The organism is Streptomyces sp. NPDC034111, from assembly GCF_055575375.1.
The window spans coordinates 821,037-847,610 of the sequence record NZ_JBVIST010000001.1 but is presented as its reverse complement, the minus strand read 5'-3'; the positions used below and the strand labels follow the sequence as shown (position 1 = coordinate 847,610).

18 protein-coding genes and 2 pseudogenes are annotated in these 26,574 nt (G+C 70.2%); 14 read left to right on the top strand and 6 right to left on the bottom strand.

The window, feature by feature from the left end; translation table 11 throughout:
* Nucleotides 1-57 precede the first annotated feature (57 nt).
* A complete protein-coding gene (locus ACZ55A_RS03790; RefSeq protein WP_468832644.1) occupies nucleotides 58-1,647 on the top strand; it encodes an MFS transporter in 1,590 nt (529 codons plus the stop codon).
* Nucleotides 1,648-1,756: 109 nt separating this feature from the next.
* Here ACZ55A_RS03790 and ACZ55A_RS03785 read toward each other — a convergent pair whose 3' ends face one another.
* Both ACZ55A_RS03785 and ACZ55A_RS03780 read right to left on the bottom strand, forming a co-directional pair.
* Entirely contained in the window at nucleotides 1,757-2,380 is a 624-nt protein-coding gene (locus ACZ55A_RS03785; protein ID WP_468832640.1) for a mycothiol-dependent nitroreductase Rv2466c family protein, read from the bottom strand.
* 133 nt (nucleotides 2,381-2,513) lie between these two features.
* Nucleotides 2,514-2,945 carry a MarR family winged helix-turn-helix transcriptional regulator gene (locus tag ACZ55A_RS03780; protein ID WP_468832637.1) on the bottom strand — a complete coding sequence of 144 codons (432 nt, stop codon included), beginning with the start codon at nucleotides 2,943-2,945 and terminating at the stop codon, nucleotides 2,514-2,516.
* Between the two features lie 90 nt (nucleotides 2,946-3,035).
* Here ACZ55A_RS03780 and ACZ55A_RS03775 point away from each other — a divergent pair, with 90 nt between their 5' ends.
* The 11 genes and pseudogenes from ACZ55A_RS03775 to ACZ55A_RS03725 all read left to right on the top strand — a co-directional run bounded on the left by ACZ55A_RS03775 (nucleotide 3,036) and on the right by ACZ55A_RS03725 (nucleotide 18,134).
* Nucleotides 3,036-4,058: an NADP-dependent oxidoreductase gene (locus ACZ55A_RS03775; RefSeq protein ID WP_468832634.1), complete on the top strand. Its 1,023-nt coding sequence runs from the start codon at nucleotides 3,036-3,038 to the stop codon at nucleotides 4,056-4,058.
* A gap of 621 nt (nucleotides 4,059-4,679) precedes the next feature.
* The gene (locus ACZ55A_RS03770) at nucleotides 4,680-5,111 is read left to right on the top strand and encodes an organic hydroperoxide resistance protein (RefSeq protein WP_468832629.1); all 432 of its coding nucleotides are present in this window, start codon (nucleotides 4,680-4,682) and stop codon (nucleotides 5,109-5,111) included.
* 308 nt (nucleotides 5,112-5,419) lie between these two features.
* Nucleotides 5,420-5,545 carry a hypothetical protein gene (locus ACZ55A_RS03765; protein ID WP_468832624.1) on the top strand — a complete coding sequence of 42 codons (126 nt, stop codon included), beginning with the start codon at nucleotides 5,420-5,422 and terminating at the stop codon, nucleotides 5,543-5,545.
* Between the two features lie 383 nt (nucleotides 5,546-5,928).
* Nucleotides 5,929-6,930, top strand: a complete 1,002-nt coding sequence (locus ACZ55A_RS03760) for a LacI family DNA-binding transcriptional regulator (RefSeq protein ID WP_468832620.1) — start codon at nucleotides 5,929-5,931, stop codon at nucleotides 6,928-6,930.
* A gap of 265 nt (nucleotides 6,931-7,195) precedes the next feature.
* Nucleotides 7,196-9,049 carry a sugar ABC transporter ATP-binding protein gene (locus ACZ55A_RS03755; RefSeq protein ID WP_468832617.1) on the top strand — a complete coding sequence of 618 codons (1,854 nt, stop codon included), beginning with the start codon at nucleotides 7,196-7,198 and terminating at the stop codon, nucleotides 9,047-9,049.
* A pseudogene (locus tag ACZ55A_RS03750) lies at nucleotides 9,039-10,987 on the top strand (ABC transporter permease/substrate-binding protein). The gene ACZ55A_RS03755 and the pseudogene ACZ55A_RS03750 overlap by 11 nt, the downstream one beginning before the upstream one ends.
* 252 nt (nucleotides 10,988-11,239) lie before the next feature.
* Nucleotides 11,240-12,163, top strand: coding sequence for a ribokinase (rbsK, locus tag ACZ55A_RS03745; RefSeq protein ID WP_468832613.1), 924 nt, complete (start codon nucleotides 11,240-11,242; stop codon nucleotides 12,161-12,163).
* Nucleotides 12,164-12,338: 175 nt separating this feature from the next.
* Entirely contained in the window at nucleotides 12,339-13,880 is a 1,542-nt protein-coding gene (locus tag ACZ55A_RS03740; RefSeq protein ID WP_468832610.1) for an integrase, read from the top strand.
* A gap of 74 nt (nucleotides 13,881-13,954) precedes the next feature.
* Nucleotides 13,955-15,610, top strand: coding sequence for a hypothetical protein (locus ACZ55A_RS03735; RefSeq protein WP_468832608.1), 1,656 nt, complete (start codon nucleotides 13,955-13,957; stop codon nucleotides 15,608-15,610).
* Nucleotides 15,607-17,730, top strand: a complete 2,124-nt coding sequence (locus ACZ55A_RS03730) for an integrase (protein WP_468832605.1) — start codon at nucleotides 15,607-15,609, stop codon at nucleotides 17,728-17,730. The genes ACZ55A_RS03735 and ACZ55A_RS03730 overlap by 4 nt, the downstream gene beginning before the upstream one ends.
* Nucleotides 17,727-18,134: a hypothetical protein gene (locus ACZ55A_RS03725; RefSeq protein ID WP_468832603.1), complete on the top strand. Its 408-nt coding sequence runs from the start codon at nucleotides 17,727-17,729 to the stop codon at nucleotides 18,132-18,134. Before ACZ55A_RS03730 ends, ACZ55A_RS03725 begins: the two co-directional genes overlap by 4 nt.
* A 34-nt stretch (nucleotides 18,135-18,168) precedes the next feature.
* On the opposite strand, the gene ACZ55A_RS03720 is transcribed toward ACZ55A_RS03725, so the two are convergent.
* The 3 genes from ACZ55A_RS03720 to ACZ55A_RS03710 are packed head-to-tail and all read right to left on the bottom strand — an operon-like array spanning nucleotide 18,169 to nucleotide 22,018.
* Entirely contained in the window at nucleotides 18,169-19,278 is a 1,110-nt protein-coding gene (locus ACZ55A_RS03720) for a hypothetical protein (protein WP_468832600.1), read from the bottom strand.
* A 53-nt stretch (nucleotides 19,279-19,331) separates the two neighbouring features.
* The gene (locus ACZ55A_RS03715; RefSeq protein ID WP_468832597.1) at nucleotides 19,332-20,678 is read right to left on the bottom strand and encodes a nitrilase-related carbon-nitrogen hydrolase; all 1,347 of its coding nucleotides are present in this window, start codon (nucleotides 20,676-20,678) and stop codon (nucleotides 19,332-19,334) included.
* Nucleotides 20,675-22,018: a pyroglutamyl peptidase gene (locus ACZ55A_RS03710; RefSeq protein ID WP_468832593.1), complete on the bottom strand. Its 1,344-nt coding sequence runs from the start codon at nucleotides 22,016-22,018 to the stop codon at nucleotides 20,675-20,677. Before ACZ55A_RS03710 ends, ACZ55A_RS03715 begins: the two co-directional genes overlap by 4 nt.
* 231 nt (nucleotides 22,019-22,249) lie before the next feature.
* Between ACZ55A_RS03710 and ACZ55A_RS03705 the strand changes: the two genes are divergently transcribed.
* Complete coding sequence (locus ACZ55A_RS03705) at nucleotides 22,250-23,026, top strand: LppU/SCO3897 family protein (RefSeq protein WP_468832590.1); 777 nt, start codon at nucleotides 22,250-22,252, stop codon at nucleotides 23,024-23,026.
* Between the two features lie 161 nt (nucleotides 23,027-23,187).
* Here ACZ55A_RS03705 and ACZ55A_RS03700 read toward each other — a convergent pair.
* A pseudogene (locus tag ACZ55A_RS03700) lies at nucleotides 23,188-23,811 on the bottom strand (TetR family transcriptional regulator); the annotation flags it as partial.
* A 137-nt stretch (nucleotides 23,812-23,948) separates the two neighbouring features.
* On the opposite strand from ACZ55A_RS03700, the gene ACZ55A_RS03695 reads away from it, so the two are divergent.
* The gene (locus ACZ55A_RS03695; RefSeq protein WP_468832589.1) at nucleotides 23,949-26,537 is read left to right on the top strand and encodes a beta-glucosidase; all 2,589 of its coding nucleotides are present in this window, start codon (nucleotides 23,949-23,951) and stop codon (nucleotides 26,535-26,537) included.
* The last annotated feature ends 37 nt before the right edge of the window (nucleotides 26,538-26,574 follow it).

Genomic DNA, 26,574 nt, shown 5'->3' with positions numbered 1-26,574 from the left:
CTGCCTTATCAGGCCTGTTGTTTGCACCGTAAGCGCAACCTGCTTACGGTGTCAGCCATGTCGTTTACTTCGTACACACCCAAGCAGTCGGCCGGCCGCCGTGAGTGGACCGCACTGGCGGTCCTCATGCTGCCCTGCCTCCTGGTCTCCATGGACGTCTCGGTGCTCTACTTCGCGGTGCCGTTCCTCACCGCCGAACTGGAGCCCAGCAGTGTCCAGCAACTGTGGATCCTGGACGTCTACGGCTTCGTACTGGCCGGCCTGCTGATCACCATGGGCGCGCTGGGCGACCGCATCGGCCGCCGCCGGCTGCTGCTCTCCGGCGCCCTCCTCTTCGGACTCGCCTCCGGGCTCGCCGCCTACGCCCAGAGCGCCGAAATGCTCATCGCCGCACGCGCGTTGCTCGGCGTCGGCGGGGCGACCCTGATGCCCTCGACTCTCGCCCTGATCCGCAACCTCTTTCACGACGCCAAACAGCGCGGCAAGGCGGTCGCGATCTGGTCGGCGGCCATGATGGGCGGTATCGCGGTCGGGCCGGTGCTCAGCGGGGTGCTGCTGGAGCACTTCTGGTGGGGCTCGGTTTTCTTGATCAACGCACCGGCGATGGTGCTGCTGCTGGTTTGCGGCCCGCTGCTGCTGCCGGAGTTCAAGAATCCGGCGGCCGGGCGCTTCGATCTGCCCGGCTCGCTGCTGTCCCTGATGGCCATGCTGCCGATCGTCTATGGCATCAAGGAGATCGCCCGCAACGGCCTTGCCGTGCCGCCCGTCATCGCCCTGGTGGTCGGCCTGCTGGCCGCCGCGGCCTTTGTCCACCGCCAGCGCACCGCCCGCCACCCCATGCTCGACCTCGAGCTGTTCCGGCACCGCGGGTTCAGCGGCTCGGTGCTGATGAACCTGCTGGCGATGTTCGCGGTCGTCGGCTGTGCGGTCTTCTTCACCCAGTACTTGCAGTCCGTACGAGGCATGAGCCCCCTGGAAGCGGCGATGTGGAACCTGCTGCCGACCCTCGCGGTGGGCGGTATGGCGGCGGTGGCCACCGCGCTCGCCCAGCGGATGGACCGGGCGTACGTCATCGCCCTGGGGTTCACCGTCGCGGCCGGCGGCTTCGTCTGGCTGTCCTGGCTGGAGCCGAGCTCTGCCCTCTGGTACGTACTGGTCGCCTCGTCGGTCTACGCCTCGGGTCTGGTGATGGTGATGTCGCTGGGGAACGAACTGGCCATCGGTGTCGCCCCTCCGGAGCGGGCCGGCTCCGCCTCGGCCGTACTGGAGTCCGGCACCGAGCTGGGCGGTGCACTGGGCATGGCGATCCTGGGCAGTATCGGGAGCGCCGTTTACCGCGGGCGTATGGAGGACGCATTGCCCGCCCCGCTTCCCTCCGGGGCGGCCGATGCGGCACGCGAGACCCTGGCCGGCGCCGCCGCGGTGGCCGGCCAACTTCCCGGCCGGGCGGGCGAGGCGCTGCTGACCGCCGCCCGGACCGCCTTCACCGACGGGCTCCAGACGGCGGTGCTGGGCGCGGCGGGCATGATGCTCTGCGCCGCAGTGCTGGCGGTGGCGCTGCTGCGGGGCCTGCGCGCCAACGGAGCCGAGGGGGAGGCGACGGCGGAAACTCAGGACGCGCGGGCGGTGGCAAGCGAGGCGCGGTAACCGGGGCGGGAACCGAGGCCGCCCCCGAACCCGGCCCCCGGGTTCGCCTCCGCCCCGGCCCGGTTCCGCCTCCGAACCCGGCCCCCGGCTCTGCCTCCACCCCAGACCGTCAGCTGAAGTCGAACTCGCCGGTGCGGGTCCGCTTCAGCTCGAAGAACTTGTCGTATCCGGCGAGGAGCCGGGCGCCGTCGAAGACCCGCACCGCGTCCTCGCCGCGCGGGATCGCCATCAGGACCGGGCCGAAGAACGCCACCCCGTCGATATGGATGGTCGGCGTGCCGACGTCCTCGCCGACCGGGTCCATGCCCTCGTGGTGGCTCTTGCGCAGCACATCGTCGTACGCCTGGCTGTCGGCCGCGCGGGCCAGCCCGGCCGGCAGCCCGACCTCGGCCAGCGCCTCCTCGATGACGGTGGCGGTGTCCTCGCGGCCCTCGTTGTGGATACGGGTGCCCAGCGCGGTGTACAGATCACGCAGTACGTCCTCGCCGTGTTCCTGGGCGGCCGCGATACACACCCGTACGGGGCCCCAGCCCGTGTCCAGCAGCTCGCGGTACTTCTCGGGAAGGTCCTCGCGGCCCTCGTTGAGCACGGACAGGCTCATCACCCGGAACCGCAGATCGAGGTCGCGGTGCTGCTCGACCTCCAGGATCCAGCGGGAGGAGATCCAGGCGAACGGGCAGATGGGGTCGAAGTAGAAGTCGACGGAGTGGCGGGTGCTGCTCGGGTTGGTCATATGGCCGAGATTAGAGCCCACCGGCCCAGCCCGCCCGGTCCACCCGCCCACCATGATCGTGGGCCAATTCCCCGACCCCCTCCCCTCTCCGCCCCTCTCCCCTCCCCCCCCGCCGCTCCTCTCCGCGGCCGGCTCACTCGGGCGCGACGCCCAGCATCCGCTGAAGCAGCTCCTTCAGCAGCGTGCGCTCGGCGACCGTCAGCTTGCCCAGGGGCTCGCGCGCGAAATTCAGCGACGTACGCAGCGCCCCGGCTGTACGCGCGCCCTCGGCCGTCGGGGCGGCGAGCTTGACGCGCCGGTCGGCCGGATCGGGGCGGCGCTCGACCAGCCCGCGGGACTCCAGGCGGTCCACGATGCCGGTGATATTGGACGGCTCGCACTTCAGACGCTGGGCGACCTTGCGCATCGGCAGCGGCTCGACGCAGAGCAGGCTGAGCACCCGGGCCTGTGCGCCGGTGAGGGCGTGCTCGGCCGCGGCGTGCTCGTACTCCTCGTAGTAACGGGCGACGACGGTGCCGATGAGATCGACCACCTCGACGGTCAAGGGGTCTGCGCGCGATGTCATGCACAGCAGGATAACCAATTGCTTGACAACATGAAATATCGAGGAGCATCATTGTTTCAGTACCTGAAGCATTAGTAGGAGGATCGCGCTATGTCCGCACTGCCCACCACCGGCCGCGAATGGCACCTCATCGCCCGCCCCCACGGCTGGCCCACCCCTGAGGACTTCGCGCTGCGCGAGGCCGCGGTGCCCGAGATCGGCGACGGCCAGATCCTCGTCCGCAACCTGCACTTCTCCGTCGACCCGTACATGCGTGGCCGGATGAACGACGTGAAGTCCTACGTCCCGCCCTTCCAGCTGGACCAGCCGATGGACGGCGGCGCGGTCGGCGAGGTCATAGCCTCCCGCTCCGACTCCCTGGCCGTCGGCGACCACGTCCTGCACGGCCTCGGCTGGCGCGAGTACGCGGTCCTGGACGCCAAGCGCGCCGCCAAGATCGACCCGTCCCTCGCCCCGCTCACGGCCTACGTCGGCGTGCTGGGCATGCCGGGCCTGACCGCGTACGCGGGTCTGCTGGAGGTGGCGTCCTTCAAGGAGGGCGACGCCGTCTTCGTATCCGGCGCGGCCGGCGCGGTGGGCAGCGAGGTCGGTCAGATGGCCAAGCTCAAGGGCGCCTCCCGGGTTATCGGCTCGGCCGGCTCCGACGAGAAGGTCAAGCTCCTGGTCGAGGAGTACGGCTTCGACGCCGCCTTCAACTACAAGAACGGCGATGTCACCAAGCAGCTCAAGGAGGCTGCGCCGGACGGCATCGACGTCTACTTCGACAACGTCGGCGGTGACCACCTCGAGGCGGCCATCTCTGCCCTCAACGTCCACGGCCGGGTCGCCATATGCGGCATGATCTCGATGTACAACGCCACCGAGCCGAGCCCCGCACCGCGCAACCTCGCCATGGTGATCGGCAAGCGCCTGCGCCTCCAGGGCCTCCTGGTCAGCGACCACTCAGCCCTCCAGTCGCAGTTCGTCGAGGAGGTCTCCGCCTGGATCCGCTCCGGCGAGCTCAAGTACAGCGAGACCAAGGTCCCCGGCATCGAGAACGGCGTCGAGGCCTTCCTGGGCATGCTGCGCGGCGAGAACACCGGAAAGATGATCGTGAGCCTCACAAACGACTGACAACAGCAACAAGGGACTGATGCCAAGTCGGATCTGACACAAACTCGGAACTGGCATCAACTCAGAGCTGATACCCGCCCAGAAGCGACCCGGCGCCGCAAACTCCCGAGCAAGCGGCACCAGCCCTGCCCCTCGCCACCGCTCCGCCCCTTTTGTTGCCATGCCCCACCAGGCGGGGATGGGGGATGGGGGCGGGGTGAGGGCGGGGCGCTGGCCAGAGGGGGCGGCCCCTGTCACTCTGCACGCTTCGTTCCGCGCCACGGGGGGCCGTGGGCGAAGCGGACCGAGTCTCCCTCGGCCAACGGCCAGCGCTGCTGGGGTCCCTCCGGGCCACAGCGCGAAGGCGCTGCGCGAGATCTTTGGTCGGGGCCGGCGCCGGGGGCGGGGGCGGGGCCAGGGGGTCGGAGATCCTTCGGGGGGCCCGTAGTCGGCGCGAAAGGTCCGGCTGGAATCGGTGGCGGGGGAGGGGCGGGAAGGGTGGGGAGGGAGGGGGAGCGGTGTGGGGGTGGGGGGTGTGGGGGTGAGCCTCGTCGATGGGCTCTTGCGTGTGCCCGTTAGGCTCGGCGGCAAGCCGTCGCGATGAGTGGGCGCGAGTCGCGGCGAACCACAGGAGGATTTGGCATGTCCATCCAGACCGTCGATGTCGTCTACACCGCCGTCGCCACCGCGGAGAACGGCCGTGACGGCCGGGTCGCCAGTGATGACGGCAAGCTCGACGTCGTCGTCAACCCGCCCAAGGAGCAGGGCGGCAGCGGCGCCGGCACCAACCCCGAGCAGCTTTTCGCGGCCGGTTACAGCGCCTGCTTCCAGGGTGCGCTCAGCGTCGTCGCCCGCCGGGAGAACGTCGATGTCTCCGGCTCCCGGGTGACCGCCAAGGTCGGCATCGGCAAGACCCCGGACGGCGGTTTCGGCCTCACGGTCGAGATCTCCGCCTCGATCCCTCAGGTCGACGCGGCCACCGCCAAGGATCTGGTGGAGAAGGCGCACCAGGTGTGCCCGTACTCGAACGCCACCCGCGGCAACATCGACGTCAAGCTCACCGTCGCCGCCTGATCCACCGCTGACCCGGCCGGCCCACCGGATCGCCTGAAACGCCGCTGACGCGGCCGACTGCGACTGATGCGGCTGATGCGGCGAGTCAGCTGGGTCATGGGGCGACACCAGGGGTCGTATCCCGTCATGGGGTGCGGCCCCTGGCTGCGTTCGTGATCGATGTCCGGCGTCCGAAAAACCTCAACCCATGGCTCAACTCGCGCTAATCTTGGGGTGCTTCACCGCGTTCCTCCCCACAGCTCCGTCGGCGCGGCCTGCCGGCGGGGGCCCCGGCCTCTGGGGCCTGTCCGGAGGAGCGAGGAGGAGCAATGGACGATCAGAACACGGAGCAGGAGAGCGACCGGTGGGCCCCGCCTGATAGGTGGCAGGTCGTGATCGGCGTGCTGGGCCTGTTTGTGGCGATCGTCGCTTGTGTGGGTCAGTTCGCCCGGTAGCCATCGGGCGCGGCCCAAGGTCCGGACACGGCCGGTGCCCGCCATCTGGGCGGGGCGGTCAACGGGGGAGTGCCCGGGCTTGTCCAGGCGGTGCCAGCCTCGGTATGTGGACCCGATTGGTATGTGGAGCTCGAACCGTGTGGTTCGCGTTCCGTGTCGTGGGCATCAGGCCGCACGCCGTGCCCCGGGCGCGGGCGTGACGTAGGTAACTAACGTTCGCGGCGCCTTGACGCACCCACCGTGTAATCGATTTCGTAGCCCTCACGAACTCCTCACGTAATCGATTACATCCCTCCGGTGGAGTGGCCGGATGGCACGTACAGGCGTGCAGACAGACGACGTGCAGACGTGCAGACGGACAGCGACGCAACGGCGGCGGTGCTATGGCGAACATCAAAGATGTGGCTGAGCGGGCGGGGGTCTCCGTCGCGACGGTCTCCCGGGTGCTCAACGGGCACAGCCCGGTCGCCGAGACCCGTGAGCGGGTGCTCGCCGCCGTACGGGAGCTGGGCTACCGCCCCAACAACGTCGCCCGGGCACTGCGTACCGCACGTACCGGCGCGCTCGGGCTGATCATCAGCGATCTCACCAACCCCTTCTTCACCGAGCTGGCCGACGCCGTCGAGGACGCCGCCCGCAGCCTCGGATACAGCCTGGTCATCGGCAATGCCGGCGAGCGCCCCGAGCAGCAGGACGACTACATCCGCACCCTGCTCGACCGCCGGATCGACGGCTTGCTGGTCAGCTCGGCCGGCACCGGCTCGGCGATGCTCAGCGAGGTCGTCGCCTCCGGCACCCCGCTGGTGCTGCTGGACCGCACCGTGCCCGGCGTCGATGCCCCCTGCGTACGCGCCGACGGCCGCGCCGCGCTCACCGCTCTCGCCGCCCATCTCGCGGCCCTCGGCCGACGCCGCCCCGCGATCATCGTCGCCCCCGCCGGCACCCCCACCGGCGACGAGCGTCTCGCCCTCTTCCGCACGGCACTCGCCGAGCACGGCATCGCACTCCCCGACGAACGGGTCGGTGCCACCCCCGACCTCCAGCCCACCGGCGGCCGCCGGGTGATGAGCGGCTTCCTCGACCTCCCCGAGCCGCCGGACGCGGTGCTGGCCACCGACAACCTGATGGCGCTGGGAGCGATGGACGAACTCCGTGCGCGAGGGCTGCGGGTCCCTGACGATATGGCGCTGGTGGTCTACGACGACGTGCCGTGGTTCGCCCACACCGATCCGCCGCTGACCGCCATCGCCCAGCCCACCCGCGAACTGGGCCAGGCCGCCGTACGCACCCTGCTGGAACGGATCGAGGGCCGGCCCGCCGCATCGGTGCTGCTGCCGGCCCGGCTCCTCACCCGGCGCTCCTGCGGCGAACCGTCCGCCCCCTGAGAAGGCCGTCTGGAGCCGACGGGCCGCCCGGAGAACCGACCGGCCAGCCGACGACGGGCCAGCCGACTCGACAGCCGTTCCGACAGCCGGGCACGGCACTCCCCGACCACATCCACGACCACGTCCCCGACCACCTCCCCAACCACGTCCCCGACCACATCCACGATCACCTCCCTCACCACGTCCCCGACCACATCCCCAACCGCAACCCCGACCACGTCACCGAGAAGACCCGAGCACGTCACCGAGAAGAGAGGGGCAGCGCATGACCGGCGTCAACGACGACGTACCGGGCAGCAGCCGCGAACTGCTGTGCGTGGAGGGGGTGACGAAGTCATTCCCGGGCGTCCGCGCCCTCGACGGGGTCGATCTGAGTCTGCGCTCCGGCGAGGTGCACGTCCTGCTCGGCGAGAACGGCGCGGGCAAGAGCACCCTGGTCAAGATGCTCTCCGGCGCCCACCGCCCCGACAGCGGTCGCCTCCTCGTCAGTGGCGGAGACGGCACGCACCGCGGCCTGCGCGAGGTGCAGATCCGTTCCGCGCAGGACGCCGAGCGCCTCGGAATCGCCACCATCTACCAGGAGTTCAACCTCGTCCCCGGGCTGACCGTCGCCGAGAACATCTTCCTCGGCCGTCAGCCCCGTAACGCCCTGGGCCTCGTCGACAGGAAGACGATGCGCGCCCGTGCCGCGGAGCTGCTGGCGCGGGTACGTCTCGATGTCTCGCCCACCACCCCGGTCGCCGAACTGGGCATCGCCCGCCTCCAGATGGTCGAGATCGCCAAGGCGCTAAGCCTCGACGCACGCATCCTGATCATGGACGAGCCGACCGCGGTGCTCACGTCCGAGGAGGTCGACACCCTCTTCGCGATCGTCCGCGAGCTGCGGGACGCCGGCGTCGGCATCGTCTTCATCACCCACCACCTGGAGGAGATCGGCGCGCTCGGCGACCGGGTCACGGTTCTGTGCGACGGCCGCTCCGTCGCGGAGGTACCGGCCTCGACGGAGGAGGACGAGCTGATCCGCCTCATGGTCGGCCGGGACATCGCGGAGCAGTACCCGCGGCAGCGCCCCGAGGGTCTGGGTGCGCCTCTGCTGCGCGTGCGCGGTCTGACCCGCCACGGCGCGCGGGCCGGCAAGCGAACGAAGAGCGCGAGCGGGACGAAGAGCGGGAACGGGCCGAAGGACGGGAGCGCGACGAGGCAGGGAAGCGGGACGAAGGACGGGAACGGACCGAAGAACGGGAGCGCGACGAGGCAGGGAAGCCGGACGAAGGGCGGGAGCGGGGCCTTGCTCGGTCCGGTCTTCGAGGGCATCGACTTCGAGGTGCGGGCCGGTGAAGTCGTGGGACTGGCCGGGCTGGTCGGTGCCGGCCGTACCGAGGTCGTCCGGGCGATCTTCGGTGTGGACCGCTATGACGCCGGTACGGTCGAGATCGACGGCGAGCAGCTGGCCCGCGGCGATGTACGCGCTGCGATGCGCGCCGGGCTCGGCCTCGTACCGGAGGACCGTAAGGGGCAGGGCCTGGTCCTGAACGCGTCCCTCCAGGACAACCTCACCCTCGCACGACTCGACCGTGACGCCCGTGGCGGCCTGGTGGACCGGGGTGCCCAGCGGCGCGAAGCGGCCGCCGTCGCCGCGCAGTTGAAGGTACGGATGAGCCGACTGGGGCAGCCCGCCCGTACGCTCTCCGGCGGCAATCAGCAGAAGATCGTCATCGGCAAGTGGCTGCTGGCGGACACCAGGCTGCTGATCCTCGACGAGCCCACGCGCGGTATCGACGTCGGCGCCAAGGTCGAGATCTACCGGCTCATCAATGAACTGACGGCTTCCGGCCGGGCGGTGCTCATGATCTCCAGTGATCTGCCCGAGGTGCTCGGCATGAGCGACCGGGTGCTGGTGATGTCCCATGGCCGGCTGGCCGGTGAGCTGTCGGCCGAAGAGGCCACCCAGGACGCCGTGATGGAGCTCGCGCTCCAGCCCCCGGACGGAATCCCCGACGCCGACCCCCACGGAAACCCTGATGCCGGCCCCCACGACGACCCCGATGCCGGCCCCGACGCCGACCCCAAGAGCAATGGCACACACGAGAGCGCGATGGAGGGCTCCGATGTCCGCTGAGGTGAAGACGGGAGCCGCCGCCGAGACGGTGGTACGGGCTCCGGACCGGGACGGCCCCGGACAGTGGTTCTCCCGGGCGGTTCTCAGGAACGGCCCGCTCGGCGGCCTGATCGCCCTGGTCGTCGTGATGGCGGTGCTGTCCAAGGACTTCCTCAACGGGCAGAACCTCCTGAACGTCGGTATCCAGGCGTCGGTCACCGCGATCCTCGCCTTCGGCGTCACCTTTGTGATCGTCTCGGCCGGGATCGATCTGTCGGTCGGCTCGGTCGCGGGGCTCGCCGCCATCGTCGTCGCCTGGGCGGCCACCGACCAGGGGCTGCCGGTGTGGATCGCGGTACTGCTCGGCCTGACGGTCGGTGTGGCGGCCGGGCTGGTCTCCGGCGCACTGGTCGCATACGGCAAACTGCCCGCCTTCATCGCGACGTTGGCGATGCTGTCCGTAGGCCGCGGGCTGGCGCTGGTCATCTCCGGCGGTACGCCGATCGCCTTCCCCACGTCGGTCGGCCGGCTCGGTGACACCCTCGGCGGCTGGCTGCCGGTGCCTGTTCTCGTCATGATCGTGATGGGGCTGCTCGCCGCACTGATCCTGGCCCGTACGTACGCCGGACGCGCCATGTTCGCGATCGGCGGCAACGAGGAGGCGGCCCGGCTCTCCGGCATCCACGTCAAGCGCCGCAAGCTGGTCATCTATGCGCTGTCCGGCCTGTTCGCGGCGGTTGCCGGCATCGTGCTCGCGGCCCGGCTCACATCCGCCCAGCCGCAGGCCGCCATTGGATACGAGCTGGATGCGATCGCGGCCGTGGTGATCGGCGGGGCCAGTCTCTCCGGCGGCTCCGGCAAGGCGTCCGGCACTCTGATCGGCGCGCTGATCCTCGCCGTACTGCGCAATGGCCTCAATCTGCTGAGCGTCTCGGCGTTCTGGCAGCAGGTGGCCACCGGCCTGGTCATCGCGCTGGCGGTGCTCCTGGACACGCTGCGCCGCCGGAGCGCGCGATGAGCGCCCGGGGCCGTATGCCCGCCCGGCTCAAGGCATCGTTCGCTGCCGGGCTGGCCGCGACCGTCGCTCTTGGACTGGCGGGCTGTGACCGCGGCGGCAACACCGATCTGGGCCTCGCGCTGTCCACGATGAACAACCCGTTCTTCGTCGGCATCAAGAAAGGCGCACAGGCCGAGGCGGACGCCCGCGGACTGCGCCTCAACATCACCGACGCCCAGAACGACCCCACCCAGCAGATCAACCAGATGGAGACGTTCACCAGCCAGAACGTCAAGGCCGCCATCATCAACCCGGTCGACTCCGACGCCGCCGTCCCGGCCGTCGGCGTCGCCAACCGGGCGGATGTGCCGGTCATCTCCATCGACCGCGGCGTCAACGGCGGAAAGGTCGGCTCGACCATCGCCTCCGACAATGTCGCGGGCGGCCGGCTCGCCGCGAAGACGCTGGCCACCTCGCTCGGCGGCAAGGGCAAGGTGGTCTTCCTGGAGGGCCAGCCCGGTACCTCCGCCGCCCGCGAACGCGGCCAGGGCTTCGAAGAGGGCATCAAGAGGTACCCCGGTATCCAGGTCGTGGCTCGCCAGCCCGCGGACTTCGACCGCACCAAGGGCATGGACGTGATGTCCAACATGCTCCAGGCGCACCGCGATATCGCCGGGGTGTTCGCCGCCAATGACGAGATGGCGCTCGGCGCCTCCAAGGCGCTGGGCGGCCGCTCGGGCAAGGACGTCAAGGTGGTGGCTTTCGACGGCACACCGGACGGTGTCAAGGCGGTCCGCAGCGGCACGTTGACCGCAACCGTCGCCCAGCAGCCGGAACTCCTCGGCAAGCAGGCCGTGGACTGGGCGCTGAAGGCCTCCCGCGGTGAGAAGCTGCCGCGGTCGGTCAAGGTGCCGGTGGTGCTGGTGACGGCGGAGAACGCCGCGAAGTTCGACGGCGGATAAGACGGCGGACAAGACGCAGACAAGGCGACGCAGACAAGACCCACAAGACCCACAAGAACGCAGACAGGACCGCGGACACGACGCGGACAAGAACGCAGACACGACGCAGACGAGACCGCGGACAAGACTGCGGTCTCGTCCGCAGACAAGTCGGCGAACGAGTCGGCGGACAAGACCGGATGAGCAGAAGAAACGGCAGGGCGGCGGCGCACGGATACCGTGCCGCAACGCCCGGATATGGGAGAACGGCGCATGTATGACGTCCTGGTGGTCGGCTCGGCCAACGCGGATCTGACGGTACGGGTCGAGCGGCGGCCCGGCGCGGGGGAGACCGTGCGCGGTACGGACCTGGTCGAGTCGGCCGGCGGTAAAGGCGCCAACCAGGCCGCTGCCGCTGCCCGGATCGGCGGGCGCACCGCGCTGCTGGCGCGGGTCGGTGGGGATGCCTTCGGCGAACTGCTGCTGAGCGCGCAGCGCGAGGCGGGCACCGATGTCACTCCGGTCATCGTGGACGAGGCGGCCCGCACCGGCACCGCGATGATCATCGTTGACCCGGACGGCGACAACAGCATCGTGGTCTCGCCCGGCGCCAATGCCGCCCTCACTCCGCAGGACGTGGCCGCGGCGAAGGAGGTCATCGCCGCCTCATCGGTGGTCTCCCTCCAGCTGGAGATCCCCATGGAGTCCGTACGGGCCGCCGCCGGGGCGGCCGAGCGGGCCGGCACCCGCGTCGTCCTCAACCCCTCGCCGGCCCCCGAGGCCGCGCTGGCACCCGAACTCCTCGCCGTGGCAGACCCGTTGGTGGTCAACGAGCATGAGGCGCGGCAGCTCTCCGGGCGCGCCGACGGCACGCCCGCCGAGTGGGCGCAGGCGCTCCGCGACCAGGGTGCCCGCTCCGTCGTGGTCACCCTCGGCGGCGACGGCGCGCTGGTCCTGGACGCCTCCGGAACGGGCCAGGTCCCCGGCGTGCGGGTCAAGGCCGTGGACACCACCGGTGCCGGCGATGCCTTCACCGGCGCCCTCGCCACCCGCTTGGCGCGCGGCGACTCGCTGCCCGAGGCGGCCCGCTTCGCCGTACGGGTCGGCGCCGCGGCCGTCACCAAGCCGGGTGCCCAGCCCTCGTACCCGACGCGCGCGGAGTTGGAGCTGCTGGCCCCGGAGGCCCCTCAGGACTGAGGCCCCGTGCTACGCGGGCGTCATCGCTCCTCCCGCTCCTTGCTCCTCCCACTCCTTCGGGCCGTACAGAGCATGGTCAGCGCCGGTTGCCAGCGCCCAGTAGCGGTCGCCGTAGGACCAGTGCCACCACTTCCCTGATGATTGGATGTGTTCAAGCATCAGGGGAGGAGCGAGTGTGAGTGAGTGGCATGTGGTGTGGGTGCCCGACCCGGGCCGGTGGGGGACGCTTCCTGAAGCGGGAGTGCTGGGGGTCGAGGACTTGCCGACGGCGGTCGAGCGGATCGGCTTGCTGCCGGGTGATCCTGTCTTCATCGCTCCAGATTTCACCATCGACCCCGACTTGTTGGAGTTCGTCCTCTCGAAGCACTTCCGCTTCCTTGCGCGGGAGACGAAGCGGAACTACGCCACAGACATTCGGATCCTCCTGACATTCCTGTCCTCGCGTGGGATCGACTGGCGCCGGTCCTCCGAGCAGGACTTGCTGAACTACAGGACCTGGCGCTGTGATGCTCCGCAGAATCCCGAGCGGATCAGCGGGTCGAAATGGAACCGTGAGGCCGCCGCTTTCACCCGCCTGTTCAAGTGGGCGAGGGTGAGCCCGCGGCCGGTGGACGCGTCCCGGCGGGAGGACCGTGCGGCTGACTCGGTCAGTGCCCGGGTGTCGTGGCTGACACCGCGTACGTGGAGTTTGTGGTCGGACGTCGGCCTGCGCGGTCACGGCCGCGACGGGGTGCCGAGTTGGGGATGGGATGCGCGGACCGAGGCCCGTAACACCTCGTTCGTCCAGTTCACCTTGAGCTCGGGGCTTCGACGACAGGAAGGCGGATCGCTGTTGACGTTCGAGCTGCCCGCTCAGCGGTTGCAGCACGGGCGCTACCAGCACGGCCAGCTCGCCGGGGCGGTGACCCGATCGAAGAACGGCCGTACCTTCTACACCTCGTTGGACGCCCTGGGGCAGGTCGAGACCTACGTGCAGTCGGAGCGCGCTTGGGCCGTGAAACGCGCTCAGCAGATGGGCCGTTACGAGCGGGTTGCGCAGATGCGCCTGATCACGAAAGTGACCCATGGCCGGGCACCGCGAGTCTTCTGGGTGGACCGAGACGGTGTCGAGGGCCATCAGTACTTGACCTATCTGGGCTGGCGGGAACGGCAGTGGCTGTTCCTCGAAGGCCCGGAGGGGCCGGAACCTGCGTGGCTGTGGCTGACCGAGCAGGGCTTGCCGATGCTTCCCGACCGTTGGAACACGGTGTTCACCACGGCGAACCTGCGCTGCGAAGAGGTCCTGTTGACCCCCGCCGAGCGGGAAGTGGGCCGGAACCTCCGAGCCGCAGAAATCCGGGGCCGGACTCCGTACGCGACCCCGCACTCCACGCGTCACTCCTTCGCGCTGTACATGCTCATCGTGCTGAACCAGCTGATGGAGGCCCGCTTCGGATTGACCGCGCAGGACCGCCGGGATTTCGCGATGCTGTTTGGTGATCCCTGGTGGCTGGTCAAGACCCTCCTCGGGCACGCGGACGTCGAGACGACCAAGCGTCATTACCTGGCTCCGGTCGCACATCTGCAGCTCGAATCGATCCTGGCGACAGCCGAGGACGACGAACCCGACCGTAAAGTCGAAAACGTCGACGGCGTGTTCGCGCGGCTCGCAAAGGAGTCGGCCGGGATCCAGGACATCGACGTCATCGTCGACCGGCTGCCGGTGGCCGGTCGATGAGCCGCCGCGGCCGTCGGGCGGTCCTGCCGCCGACCGACTTCACTGCGGAGCCACCGCTTGCCGCAAACGGCCTGGTGGTCACCATCGTCAACAAGGCCGGCCACGGGAAGGACTTCGCCTTCTCCGACCTGCCGGTCCCGGAGCCGATGCAGCGCTCCCTGGCAACGGTGTTCGCTTCCCAGCAGGGGAGGTGGACCAGCCATTACAGCGCCACAGCCGCCTGGAACAGGCTGAAGGTGTTCGCCGACTTCGTCTCCGGTCTCGAGACCCTTCCCGACGATTTGACCGGACTGGACGCGGCGGCGCTCAAGCGCTGGCGGCTTCAGAACATCAGCACCAACACCGGCCGCACCACGCTGCGGGTGGTGCATCGGATGCTCCGCGACGATCCGCGGTTGAGCGAGGGGTCGGTCGCGGAGGAGCTGGCCCGCCGCGTTCCCGCACCGAAGCCCGTCAGGAAGTCCTACGACGAGGAGGAACGCGAGCACGTGCTGCTGGCAGCAGGCCGTCAGTTCCGGGCTGCCTTGCTCAGGATCCGGGAGAACAGTGAACTGCTGGAGAGGTGGCGGGCGGGAGCCCTGGATGAGGGCAGCCATGACTGGCGGCTCGGGGAAGCGCTGGACCATGTGGCTCGTGTCGGGGACGTGCCCCGTACGCATCTTCCGAGTGGTCGGCAAGCCATCACCAACCGCGGATTGCTGGGCGGCCGCGACATCGAGCACACGTGGGGCCGACTGTTCCTGACCCCGTCGGAGCTGACAGCCCTGGCCGTACTGCTGACCGATCGCTTCGGCTGGAACCTCTCCGTCTATGACCGTATGCCGGCCCCGACCAGGGCCCCGTCGGTCGCGGAGAGCACGAACGTGACCTACCACGTGAAGGTCGAGAAGCGTCGGGCCGGGAACGGCCGCTGGTTCTCCACGGAGAACATCACCGACTTCGGGGCCGGCTCGCCAGGGCGATTGATCACGCATGCACTGCAGGCCACGCTCCACGGTCGACTCCTGGCTGCGCAAATGGTTCCAGGCACAGACCTGTTGATGACAGCCCGCGTGGTTCGGCAGAAGGGCGGACGCAGGGACATGGACCGTCCGCCGGCAGTGGGCCCGCTCGTCTTCGGTGTCTCGGGTGTCGACGGAAAGTCCTGGGCGATCGAACACAAGCTGAGCGGCTCGCCGTTCCGCCAGATCCGACGCACAACGGTGACTCGGGAGGGTAAGCCTCTCCAGCACACGCAGGGGACGCACGAGAGCGTCTACGTGCTGCCCGACCAGAAAGTCCGGCAAGCCTCGCAGCAGATCTTCGAGGACGGCGCGCTCGAAGCTCTCGACCAGGCGCAGAAGATCTTCTTTGGCGGCCACCTTGCTCAAGGTCCGGACCTGGCCCACGGGCAGACCGCTACCGCGGACTGCGCGGACGAGACCACCACCCCATGGCCTGCCCAGGACGGCGGCTGCGGAGCCGACTTCCTGCTCTGCCTCGCCTGCCCTAACGCACACGTCCACCCAGGTCACCACCCCCGCCTCGCCCTCCTTCACGAACATATCCAGGGCCTGCGGTCGGCGATGCCTGAACACAGATGGCACCAGCGCTGGTACGAGCACTGGCAGCGGCTCGACGACCTGGCGGACAAGGTCGGCCGCCCGTCCTGGGCCGCCGCTCGGGTACGGGCCAGCGACACCGACCGCACCCTGGTCGATCTCCTGCTGAAGGGACAACTTGCCTCATGAGCCTCCCTCTTGCCTCGGAGAGCGACCCCTATCTGCTGCCGATCCCCACCCCGGACAGCCCGGTCGTCCTTCCTCGGTGGATCAGCCCCGGTAACGCAAACCCCAACGGTCTTTACCAGGAGCCGGTCTGGCTGCTCGGGCCGCTCATCGACCGTCCCGGCGCCAGCCTGATCAAGATCCACTGGAGGAACTGCCCTGATCCGATGACGGGGCAGATCAAGCAGGTGACCTGGATTCTGTTGAACGGCCAGCTGCGACCCACCTACCTCCAGAGCCGAGGGATTCGGTCCCGTGCCAGAGGCTCCGCCAATGAGATGCGGGAAACCTGCTACGAGTGGATGCGGCTCGGCCGCTGGCTGTACACCGCTGGTGTCAAAGATCTGCGTGGCTGCACCGACGACCACTGGATTGCTTACGTCACGGACCGCTTCCGCACCAATCCGACCCGGCACCACGCCGAGGTAACTCTGAGTCGTCTCACTGATCTGTGGGCATTCGACCAGCTCTGCACTCAGCCGATCGGCGTCGAGCAGCCACCTTGGGAACGGGAAGGCGTCGACGATTATCTGCCATCCGCCGCCCCGCAGGACACCGGCGAGAACACGACTGAGCCGCTGGATCCGAGCGTGGTGAGCCCGCTACTGATGTGGGCGATCCGCATGGTCGCCGACCTCTCGGACGACATCCTGGCCGCCTGGGTGGAACGGCGCCGCATGCAGCAGTTGGCCGCCACCAACCCGAGCTCGCCCGCAGGACTGGCCGCGCTTGATGACTACCTCTTGCCGCGACTCGCCGCGGGCACGGGCCTGCCGACCACTGAGTGGCGCGGCAAGACTGTCCTGGCCGGCACATTCATCGCGGCCACCGTCGGTTGCAGCGTCAACCAGGTCAGTGGCTTTCGACAACGCCATGAGCTCAGCACGCTGCAGCCAGGGCCCTGCCCGCTCCCGGTTCCGGTGACCGGGCAGATCAACGGCAGGCCCTGGCGCGCGCACCTCGATTTCAACGAGGTCACGCCCTTGATGCGTCAATTGGCCACCGCCGCGATGATCGTCTGCCTCTACCTGACCGGCATGCGGCCGCAGGAAGTACAAGGTCTCCGGTCCGGATGCTGCCCCGATCCTGAGGACGGCGGCCGCCACCTCATCCGCAGTCACCACTACAAGAACGTCGCCGACGACGACGGCCAGCACGTCTCGGCCGGTGAGGAACGGGAGGTCCCCTGGGTCGCCATCACACCGGTCGTCCGCGCGATCCGAGTCCTTGAACGCATGGTCCCCGAGGGCGAACTGCTCTTCAGTTCCGCCCATCACGACTTTGCCCGCGGCCGCCAGCGCGGCGGCGCCTTGAAGAACAGCAGTATGAACCAGCGGATCGAGGACTTCATCGCCTGGATCAACCGGGAGACCGAATTCCATGGACTGCAGGACCAGGGCGTTCCTCAAGACCCTCACGGCGCCATCGGGCTCGGGCGGTTCCGCCGGACCCTGGCGTGGCACATCGCCCGCAGACCCGGCGGACTCATCGCGCTCGCGATCCAGTACGGCCACATGCGCACCGTCCTCGACGCCCGTACGTCCAGCGGGTACGGCAGCCGAAGCCGCCGCGGCATCCACAGTGTCCTCGATGTCGAGACCGCCCTGGCCGCCGCTGACACTGCCGTGCGGCTGCGGGACCGCCTCGCCGCCGGCGAGAAGATCTCCGGGCCCGCCGCCCGACGAGCCCTCACTGCCGCGGTCCAGGCGCCACGATTCGAGGGCCGTACCGTCACCCAGAAGTTCGCCAAGCAGGCCGCCGACTACCTGGCCCGCGACGGCCTGGTCCTCTTCGACAACCCGGACGCTTCGCTGATCTGCGTCTTCAAACGCGACAACGCGCTCTGCGAACCAGGCCCCGACGCAACCGCCCCGAACCAGTTCGACTGCCGCCCCGGCTGCGGGAACGCCGTCCGCCTTGACAGCCACGCGACCGAACTGCTGGAGGAGAGCGTCCGCATCAACAAACTCGCGGCCCTCTCCCCTCAGCCGCTGGCCAGGCGCCTCCGCATCGCCGCCGAGCAGTACCGCGCCAACGCCGACACTCACCACGCCACCGCCCAACCCGCCGAGGACCTGTCATGACCGAGCAATCCACCGACGAACGCACGCGCATCCGGGCCGCTATCGATCGGCTCCTCGCTGGCCAGCCCACGGCCTCCGACGGCGCGCTGACCGTCGTTGCCCTCGCGGCCGAGGCCGGTGTTCACCGCATGGCTCTTCAGAAGCGCCATGCCGACCTGAAGCACGAGTTCTACGAGCGCGTCCGCATCGAGACGAAGCAACTCCCCGAATCGGAAAAGCGGCTCCGCAAGACTGTGTCCGACTTGAAGGAAACCATTACCGCGCAGAAGGCCGAGATCACGGCACTCCGACATCAAGTCACTCAACTCGCGCTTGCCAACGCCGTCCTCACCCTTCAGGGCAAGGAGAGACACACGGGGGAGACTGCGGACAATGTGGTCCCCCTCCATCCGAAGGAAGGGTGACTTCCGGACCTGACTCCAGATCGTTTGGGAGCCGTCACCCGTCGAAGTGCCGCCAGGGGATATCGAGCCGGTTGAGAGCCTGCAGGGAGCTGCGGTGTTGGGCGCCGATCCAGATGTCAACCTTCCCGTTGTCCCAGCTGGGGCCGACTCTGGCGACGAGGCCAGGGGCGACGAGGAAGTCCGTCGGTGCGTCGGCGGGCGACAAGAACGGCCGCAGGGGCACGCGCTGTAGGCAGTTCTCGAGTGCGGGAAGGAGGCGCCTGGGAAGGTTGTCGCAACTGGCCTGGTAGACGGCCGAGAGCGTGGCCTCCTCAAGGGCGAACTGGAGGAGGAATCGGCTCAGGGGTTCCTCCTCGGGCACAGGGTGGCTGTCCTCGAACCAGACGGTGGGATCGGTGTCGCTGCCGCCGGGTTCCCAGGGGATCGACCACGTCCAGCCGCCCTGGCACTCGACGCCGAAGACCAGGTGCTCCGCGCTGCTGTCTGGATGGACCTTGTTGATCGGCTTGATGCGGTTGTGGCTACCGAGAATGGCCGGTCGACGTGCGGCCAGTCGATAGAAGTCTGCCAGTGCCCACGGTATGGAACGGGGTATGTCGGCGGCCGGCTCCTGCGTGCTGGTCGCCGGGTACCAACCAGTGACGAAGCGCTCAAGGGCCCGACCCGGGTCCGTGTGGACGTCACCGAGCCAGTCCAGAGCGGGGAGAAGCGGTGGCGTGGTCGGTGGCCGGACACAGTCAAGGCTTGCGCGGCTCAGCGGCGGGCTGATTCGCAAGCGGCAGCGGATGAGTACGCCCTCGCTGGCCTCGCACATCGCGACCCGCACTACGCCAAGGTGGATACATCCGTCGTCGAGCCGGACGAAGAGGTGAACGAGCGGCTCCGGTGGGGTCCCCGTAGTCGTGAACGGCATGGGCCCCATGAGACCTGACACGACTGGGGCGGGTGCCGGGCCGACAAGGCGGAACTCCTGAGCGTTCCACACCCCGCTGACCTCTGGGTCATCACCCGGGTTGGCGATGATCACCGTTGAGGAGTTGCCGACTACAACGATCGCACCGGGCACCGGGAAGACTTCGGCGTCCGGACCGGCAAGGTTGAGAGCCGCATCCGTGTCGATGAGGTTCAGGGAGGTCCGCTGCACGCTGGAAGGATATGCGGGAAGCAATCAGCCAGAGTGGGTCGAGCGAAGGACCTCTACGCGCTCAGAAGCTGAACACAAGAACTTGACTGGGAACACCACTCGGTCGGGTAGTTGACCAGGCCGGCCGCGGTCAGCGCGGCGCTCAGTATCCGGCGGTTGGCGCGGGCGGTGGGCGTCAGATCGGGGGCGGCGGTGTAGCAGGCGCCATCACTTTCCTCCGGTGAGGCGTTGATCGGGGTCCCCATGTCGACATATCCGCCGTCCGCGGTGACGAGTGTGAGGTCCACCGCGGCGCCCGCGCTGTGCGGTGCGATGTCGGGCGGCGACACATAGCGGCTGGCGGCCTCGTGGATCAGCGAGGCCTCCAGGCCGGGGTGCGCGGCGTGCAGTGTGTCGGCGTACTCCTCGAAGTAGCGGCGTTGCAGCGCCGGCGGCCGGTAGCCCTCGACGAACTGGAGCCGCAACCCGTCCGGCAGCGACTCCTGTGCCGTCTGAAGGCGCCGCAGCACCCCCTCCCGCAGCTGCGCAAAGGCGCCGGTCGGTTCGTGCCGGTCCGTGGCCACCAGCAGGGCGGGCGTGGCGGACCGTACGTCCAGCAGCGGTTCACCGCACTCCTTGACCGGGACCGCCGCCACCGCCGGGTCGGACATCAGCGTGATCCGGTCGCGGACATCGCTCAGCACCAGCTCCGCACCGCCGCCCGGCACCGCCTCGCGCCACTCGGCGGCCGCCGCCACCCGCTCCCCGGACGGCAGCCAGGCCCCGCTCAGCCCGCACGCCGGGCCGGGACTGCCGACCTCCGTGCCGTTGGCGAGCAGTACGTGCAGGCCGTTCTCCCGCGCCAGTTCCGCATAGCGCGCCATCCGCTCCGGCGCATCGTGGAAGGCGCTGGAGAGATACACCCGGCAGCCGTCCGCCGCGGCCCGCGCCGGCACGTCGGGGAAGGAGTTGTCGAAGCACGTCGCCAGCGCGAAGCGGATCCCGCCCAGGGTGAAGCGGCCGTCGGCGGCGCCCGGCGCGAAGACCTTGCTCTCCTCCTCGGTCACATGGATCTTGTCGTAACGGGTGAGCAGGGCGCCGTCCGGCCCGTACACGAAGGACGTGATGGTCGGCGTGCTCCGGCCGTCGGCGGCGCGGGCCGCCGCGTTCACCACCGCCGCGGTTCCGGTCGCCCGGCACGCCTCCCGGACGGGTGCCAGCCGGGCGTCGTCCTCCGTGACCGTCATGCCCACCGGGTCGGCCGCTATCAGTCGCAGGTCGTAGTGCGTCAGCGCGAGTTCGGAGAAGACCACCAGAGCCGCACCGCGCCCGGCGGCCTCGGTGATGAGGGCGGCCATCCGCGCGGCGTTGGCGTCGATGTCGCCCGGTGCGGAGCTGAACTGTGCGGCAGTAATGATCATTCGCCCATGATGCCCGGATCTCCCGCGCCGCGTGCGGGCCTGTGGATAACCGCCTTGTGGACAACCTCACCGGCCGCCACCGTCACGATCGCCCGTACCTGCCCGGTGATCGCGACCCGGTTCCGTACGAAGACGGGGTCGGTGATCCGGCCGTTCTCCGGGTCGGTGTTGTCGGGGCCGAACTCCAGGACCGGCGTGTGCAGATGGCCGCCCGGGAGCGCCGGCCGCCGCACCGCGTCCCGTAGGAGCGTGGCCCGGTAGGCGATCTCGTTGGACAGATAGTCCCCGCCGCCCCCGGCCCGCGCCGTCGACCCCGGTGTCGGGCCGTCCGGCCGCTCGACCGGTTCGGTGCCGCCCGCCGGGATCTCGGTGACGGCGGTGTGGTCGACCACCTGGTACGGCCCGGTGCCGGCCGCCACGATCCGTGCGTACGGCAGGCTGGTGGTCGTCCACTGCGGCTGCGGCGTCACGGTCGGTACCCCCGCAGGTATCGGCACGACCTCGGTGCGGGACTCCTGTGCGTTGTCGGGGTAGCCGCCCCGCCAGGCCCCGTTGGTCCGCTCGACGTCGAACCGCCCCGGCCGCCCCTGGCTGATCGTCGTGAACAGATCCACCTGCCGCGGGCCCGTACGGAAGTGCGGCAGCAGCGTGCGCTCCACGGTGCCCGCCGCGAAGTCGGCCCACCGTACGGGGAAGACCGCCGCCTCGATCCGGGCCGGCCGCCCCGAAGCGGTCCGTACCGTCGTCCCGTCCAGCGCCAGCGCCGCCGCCCCGGACGGATTGCTCCGCCGCGGATCGGCGTCCAGCTGGAAGGGGTCGAAGCCGGTCACCACGATCCGCAGGGTTCGCTTCCCTGAGGGCAGCTCGATCGAGTCCTGTCCGCGCGAGGAACGCTCCAAAGAGCCGAGGAGGGCGTTGCGCTGGGCGGGGGTGAGCCCGAAGTCCGGCTGCCACTGCCGCAGTTCCTTCGTCATCCCCAGCCGGGCCCAGTACAGCGGTCGGTCGTCGTCCCGGCTCAGATCACCGCCGGTGGGCCCGCGGCCCTGCGCCCGGTCCACCGCCCGCCGCCACAGTGCCCGCCCCTCGCCCATCACATAGCGCCGGGCCTCCGGGTACGTGGTCACCCGCGTCAGCCCGCGCCCGAACTCCGGTGCCCGGTCGTCGAATCCACTGCGCCGCAGGATCTCCTGGGGCGCGGCCTGCGTCAGCCGCCCCTCCTCGACCGTGACATCCGGCGTCGCGGGCGTGGCGGCGGCGGTGGCCGGAGTCGTCAGGGCCAGCGGGACGGCGGTGATCAGCGCCAGCGCGAGGGCGGCCGGTTTGGCGGATATACGAGTCATGGGGGGAGTAAAGCGGTGTGGCGCGTGGGGCGGTAGAGGGTGCAGCGAAGGCTGTCCGGGTCCACGGCTAGGGTGGCTGGTTCGGTGCGCCGTCGCGCCCGGCACTTTCCAGGAAACTCGGGGGGAATTCCTGTGGCCACTCCGCCACCCACACAAGGCCCTTACCCGTACGCCCCGCCGTACGGCCAGCCGTACGCTCCGCCGCCCGCCCAGCCTTCTGCGCAACCGCCCGTGGGGCCGTACGCCCAGCAGCCGGCCGGCCCGTACGCCCCCGTACAGGGGCACCCGGGCGCGGCGCCGGCCCCTGCCCCGGGCCCGTACGCCTACGCCCAGCAGCCGCACCCCCAGCTCCACCCGGCCGCCCCCGGCTGCCAGTTGTGCGGCGCCCAGCCCGCCGTACAGGCGACCGTGCGCGGGCACCAGGGCATCCTCATCATGATGCGGTTCCTCAGCAGGAGCGGACTGTTCTGCCGCTCCTGCGGACTGGCCACCTATCGCGAGATGTCCGCGAGGACCCTGTGGCAGGGCTGGTGGAGCCCGCTGTCCGTGGCCATCACCCCGCTCACCCTGCTGCTGAACCTCGGCCCCCGGTCCCGCTTCCGCAAACTGGCCGCCCCGGTGGGCGGCTTCCGGCCCTCGCTCGACCCGGGCAGGTCGCTGCTGCGCCGCCCCGAGGCCCTGCTGTTCCTGATCCCGATGGCGCTCGTGGCGCTGGCGCTGCCCGTTCTGCTCGTCATCGGCCTGCTGGTGGGCGATCAGAAGGCCGGCGGCTCCGGCCTCGACATCGAGAAGGCCTCGCCGCTCGCCGTCGGTGACTGCGTGCGCAACGACGGCGACTGGGCCGACCAGGACCTGGAGACCGTGGACTGTGGAGCGGCCGACGCCGAGTTCAAGGTGACCCTCAGGCTCGACACGTCGAAGATGCACTGTGCGGACGGCGATCGGCTCGCCGCCACCAAGTACAGCCCGGACGGGATGACGGCGTCCTGCCTCTCGCCCCTCCGGTAGGGCGGGCGGGGTCAGTCCTCGCCCGGCTCGTCCGCCCGGGCCTCGTCCCGGGCTTCGTCCGGGGTACGCGCTCCGTCCGGTCCCCCGTACCGCTCCCCGGAGCGTTCTGCCTCCCGTTCGCCGGAGCGTTCCTCGTCCCGTCCGCCGGCTCGTTCCTCGCCGTCGCCCAGCAGCGTCAGGAAGTCCCGGAACGCCGCGGGCATGGCCACGTTCTGCGGGTCCAGCAGCCACTGGAGTTGCAGCCCGTCCATCACCGCGACCAGCAGCGGCGCCGCACGCTCCGGAGTCAGGCCGCCGGGCAGCCGTTCGCCGTATTCGGCCCGCAGCGCCGCGGCCATCGAGGCGCGTACGGAGCGGAAGCGGGACTCGAAGAACGCGCGGGCGGGGTGGTCCTCGGTGACGCTGTCGGCGGACAGCACGGTGTAGGTCTGCACGATGCCGGGACGGGTGGCGTTGTACTCGACGAGATCGGCGAGGGTGTCGGTACGCCGGGCCCCGGACGTCGCGACGGCCGAGGCCAGATCCCAGCGGTCGCGGGCCTCCAGAACGCCGACCAGCAGCAGCTCCTTCGTCGGGAAGTGGTGCAGCAGCCCCTGCTGGGTCAGCCCGGCGCGCTCGGCGACCGCCGCGAGCGAGGTACGGCGGTAGCCCCGCTCGGAGATGAGCTCCATGGCGGCCTCCAGGATGGCCTCCCGCCGCTCGGCGCGCTGGACCTGCCGTCCGCCACCGCCGCGCCGCGGTCCCGGCCGTCTGCCGCCGGGTGCGTCCTGGTCTCGTGCAGTCACCGGGCGAGCGTAACCCCGAGTGGAGATCCCGTACGGCTGGTGTATCGGAAACGTAACGACGCCTACCGGCCGGGAGGCGGAGGGCGAGAATCCGGATCGGGGGCCCGTATGACCACGCAGGGAGCACCGGAGAGCGTATGACCGACGATCAGCCCCACGACCCCACCCGCGACGCATACGGGCGCCAAGGGCCCCACCGCGCCGGCGGCCAGGCCTGTCGGTTCGGCCCGCCCGGACCGGCCGGCCCCGACCGCGCGGACGACCGTGCGCACGACCACTCCGTGGCGGTCGAGCGGGCGCTTGCCGCACTCGATCTCGACACCAAGGCCCGGCTGTTGTCCGGCCAGGACATGTGGACGCTGCCGGCCGTCTCCGGGATCGGACTGCGCTCACTGGTGATGTCGGACGGCCCGGTAGGCGTCAGGGGCCAGGAGTGGAGCGCAGCGGACCCCTCGGTCGTACTGCCCAGCCCCACGGCGCTGGCAGCGACCTGGGACCCCGAACTGGCGCGCAGGGCCGGTCATCTCCTCGCCCAGGAAGCCCGCCGCAAGGGCGTACATGTCCTCCTCGCGCCGACCGTCAATCTGCACCGCTCACCGCTGGGCGGCCGCCACTTCGAGTGCTATGCCGAAGATCCGCTGCTCACCGGCGTGATCGGCGCCGGATATGTACGCGGCGTCCAGGAGGGCGGCGTCGGCGCCACCGTCAAGCACTTCGTCGGCAATGACGCGGAGACCGAACGGTTCACCGTCGACAACCGCATCGCCCCCCGCCCGCTGCGCGAGCTGTATCTGGCGCCCTTCGAGCACATCGTCCACCACGCCCGCCCCTGGGCCGTCATGACCGCCTACAACCAGGTCAACGGCACGACGATGACCGAGCATCACCCGCTCGTCAACGAGGTCCTGCGCGGCGAATGGGGCTTCGACGGCTGCAATGTCTCCGACTGGACGGCGGCCCGTGACACCGTGCGCGCACTGCGCGGCGGCCTGGATCTCGCGATGCCCGGGCCCCGAACGGTCTATGGCGCGCCGCTCGCCGAGGCCGTCCGCGCGGGCGCGGTGTCCGAGGCCGAGGTGGACGACGCGGTGCGCAGGGTGCTGCTGCTCGCGGCCCGTACGGGATGCCTGGCGGGGGTGCCGGCCGCCGTTGACCCGGCCGAGGTCCCCGGGGGGATCGACGGGCGGGCGGTGGCCCGTGAGATCGCCCGGCGGTCCTTCGTCCTGCTGCGCAACGAGCCTGTCGGTGATGCGCGGCGGGCGCTGCCCCTCGACGCCACGGCTCTGCGCCGTATCGCCGTCATCGGGGCGAGCGCACGCGACGCACGGGCCCTCGGCGGCGGGTCCGCCACCGCTTTCCCCGACACCCTCGTCTCCCCTCTGGAGGGTCTGCGCGCCGCGCTGCCCGAGGACATCGAGGTCACCTTCGCGGCGGGTGCCGATCCGCGCACCCGGATCCCGTACGCCCGCGAAGGCTTCGCCCTGCGCGCCCGCTATCTCGCCGCGGACGGTCAACTGCTCGCCGAGAAACCGCAGTTCGACGGTGAGGTGCGGGTGATGGGCGGCTTTCCTGCGGGCGTCACCCGGCAGAACCTCGCCGCCGTCGAGCTGACCGGCAGTTACACCCCGCGGACCACCGGCAGCCACACCTTCGCCGTCGCCGGCACCGGCGAGCTGTGGCTGACCGTCGGCGGTGCGGTCCTCTTCGAGGACAGCTGCACGCCGGACGGCAACGACCCCTTCGAGGCCTTGCTGCACCCCGCCGAGCGGCGGGTGACGGCGGAGCTGACGGCGGGGGAGAGCGTCGAAGTACGGCTGCGGTGCGTCCCGTTCGGCCGCAGCCCCGGGACGGCACCGCAGGCGCTGTACTTCACCCTCGGCCACAGCGAGCCGCAGCCCGACCCCACTGCCGGGATCGAGGAGGCGGTCCGCGCCGCGGCCGCCGCCGATGTCGCGATCGTCGTCGTCGGCACCACCGAGGAGGTCGAGTCCGAGGGCTTCGACCGCAGCGACCTGCGGCTGCCCGGCCGCCAGGACGAGCTGGTGACCCGGGTCGCCGAGGCCAATCCGTACACCGTCGTGGTCGTCAACTCCGGCTCGCCGGTGGAGCTGCCGTGGCGCGCGCAGGTCCCGGCCGTCATGCTGAGTTGGTTCCCCGGCCAGGAGGGCGGGGCGGCGCTGGCGGACGTCCTGCTCGGTGTGCACGAACCGGGCGGCCGGCTCCCCACCACCTGGCCGGCCCGCATCGAGGACGCCCCGGTCACCACCGTCACCCCGACCGACGGCCAACTCCCCTACGCCGAGGGCGTGTTCATCGGCTACCGCGGCTGGCCGGACGCGGCGGCCCCCGCGTACCCCTTCGGCCACGGCCTGGGCTACACCGACTGGGAGTACGAGTCGCTGGACACCACCCCCGACTCGGTGCGGGTCCGGGTGCGCAATGCGGGGGAGCGGCCCGGCCGGGAGGTCATCCAGATCTATCTGGCGCCGACGCCGGACGCCGCCCCGGATGCACCTGAGCGGCCGGCCCGCTGGCTGGCCGGCTTCGCCGTCGTCGAGGCCGGGCCCGGTGAGAGCGCCGAGGCCGAGATCCCGCTCCCGGACCGCGCGTTCGCGGTCTGGGAAGAGGAGGACGGCGGCTGGCGCCGGATCAAGGGTGTCTACACCGTCGAGGCGGCGCACAGCCTCGCCGATCGCAGGCTGACCGCGGAGCTCACCGTCGGCTGACGTGCCCGGGCGCGCTCCCGTCCGGGCGCGCCCCCGC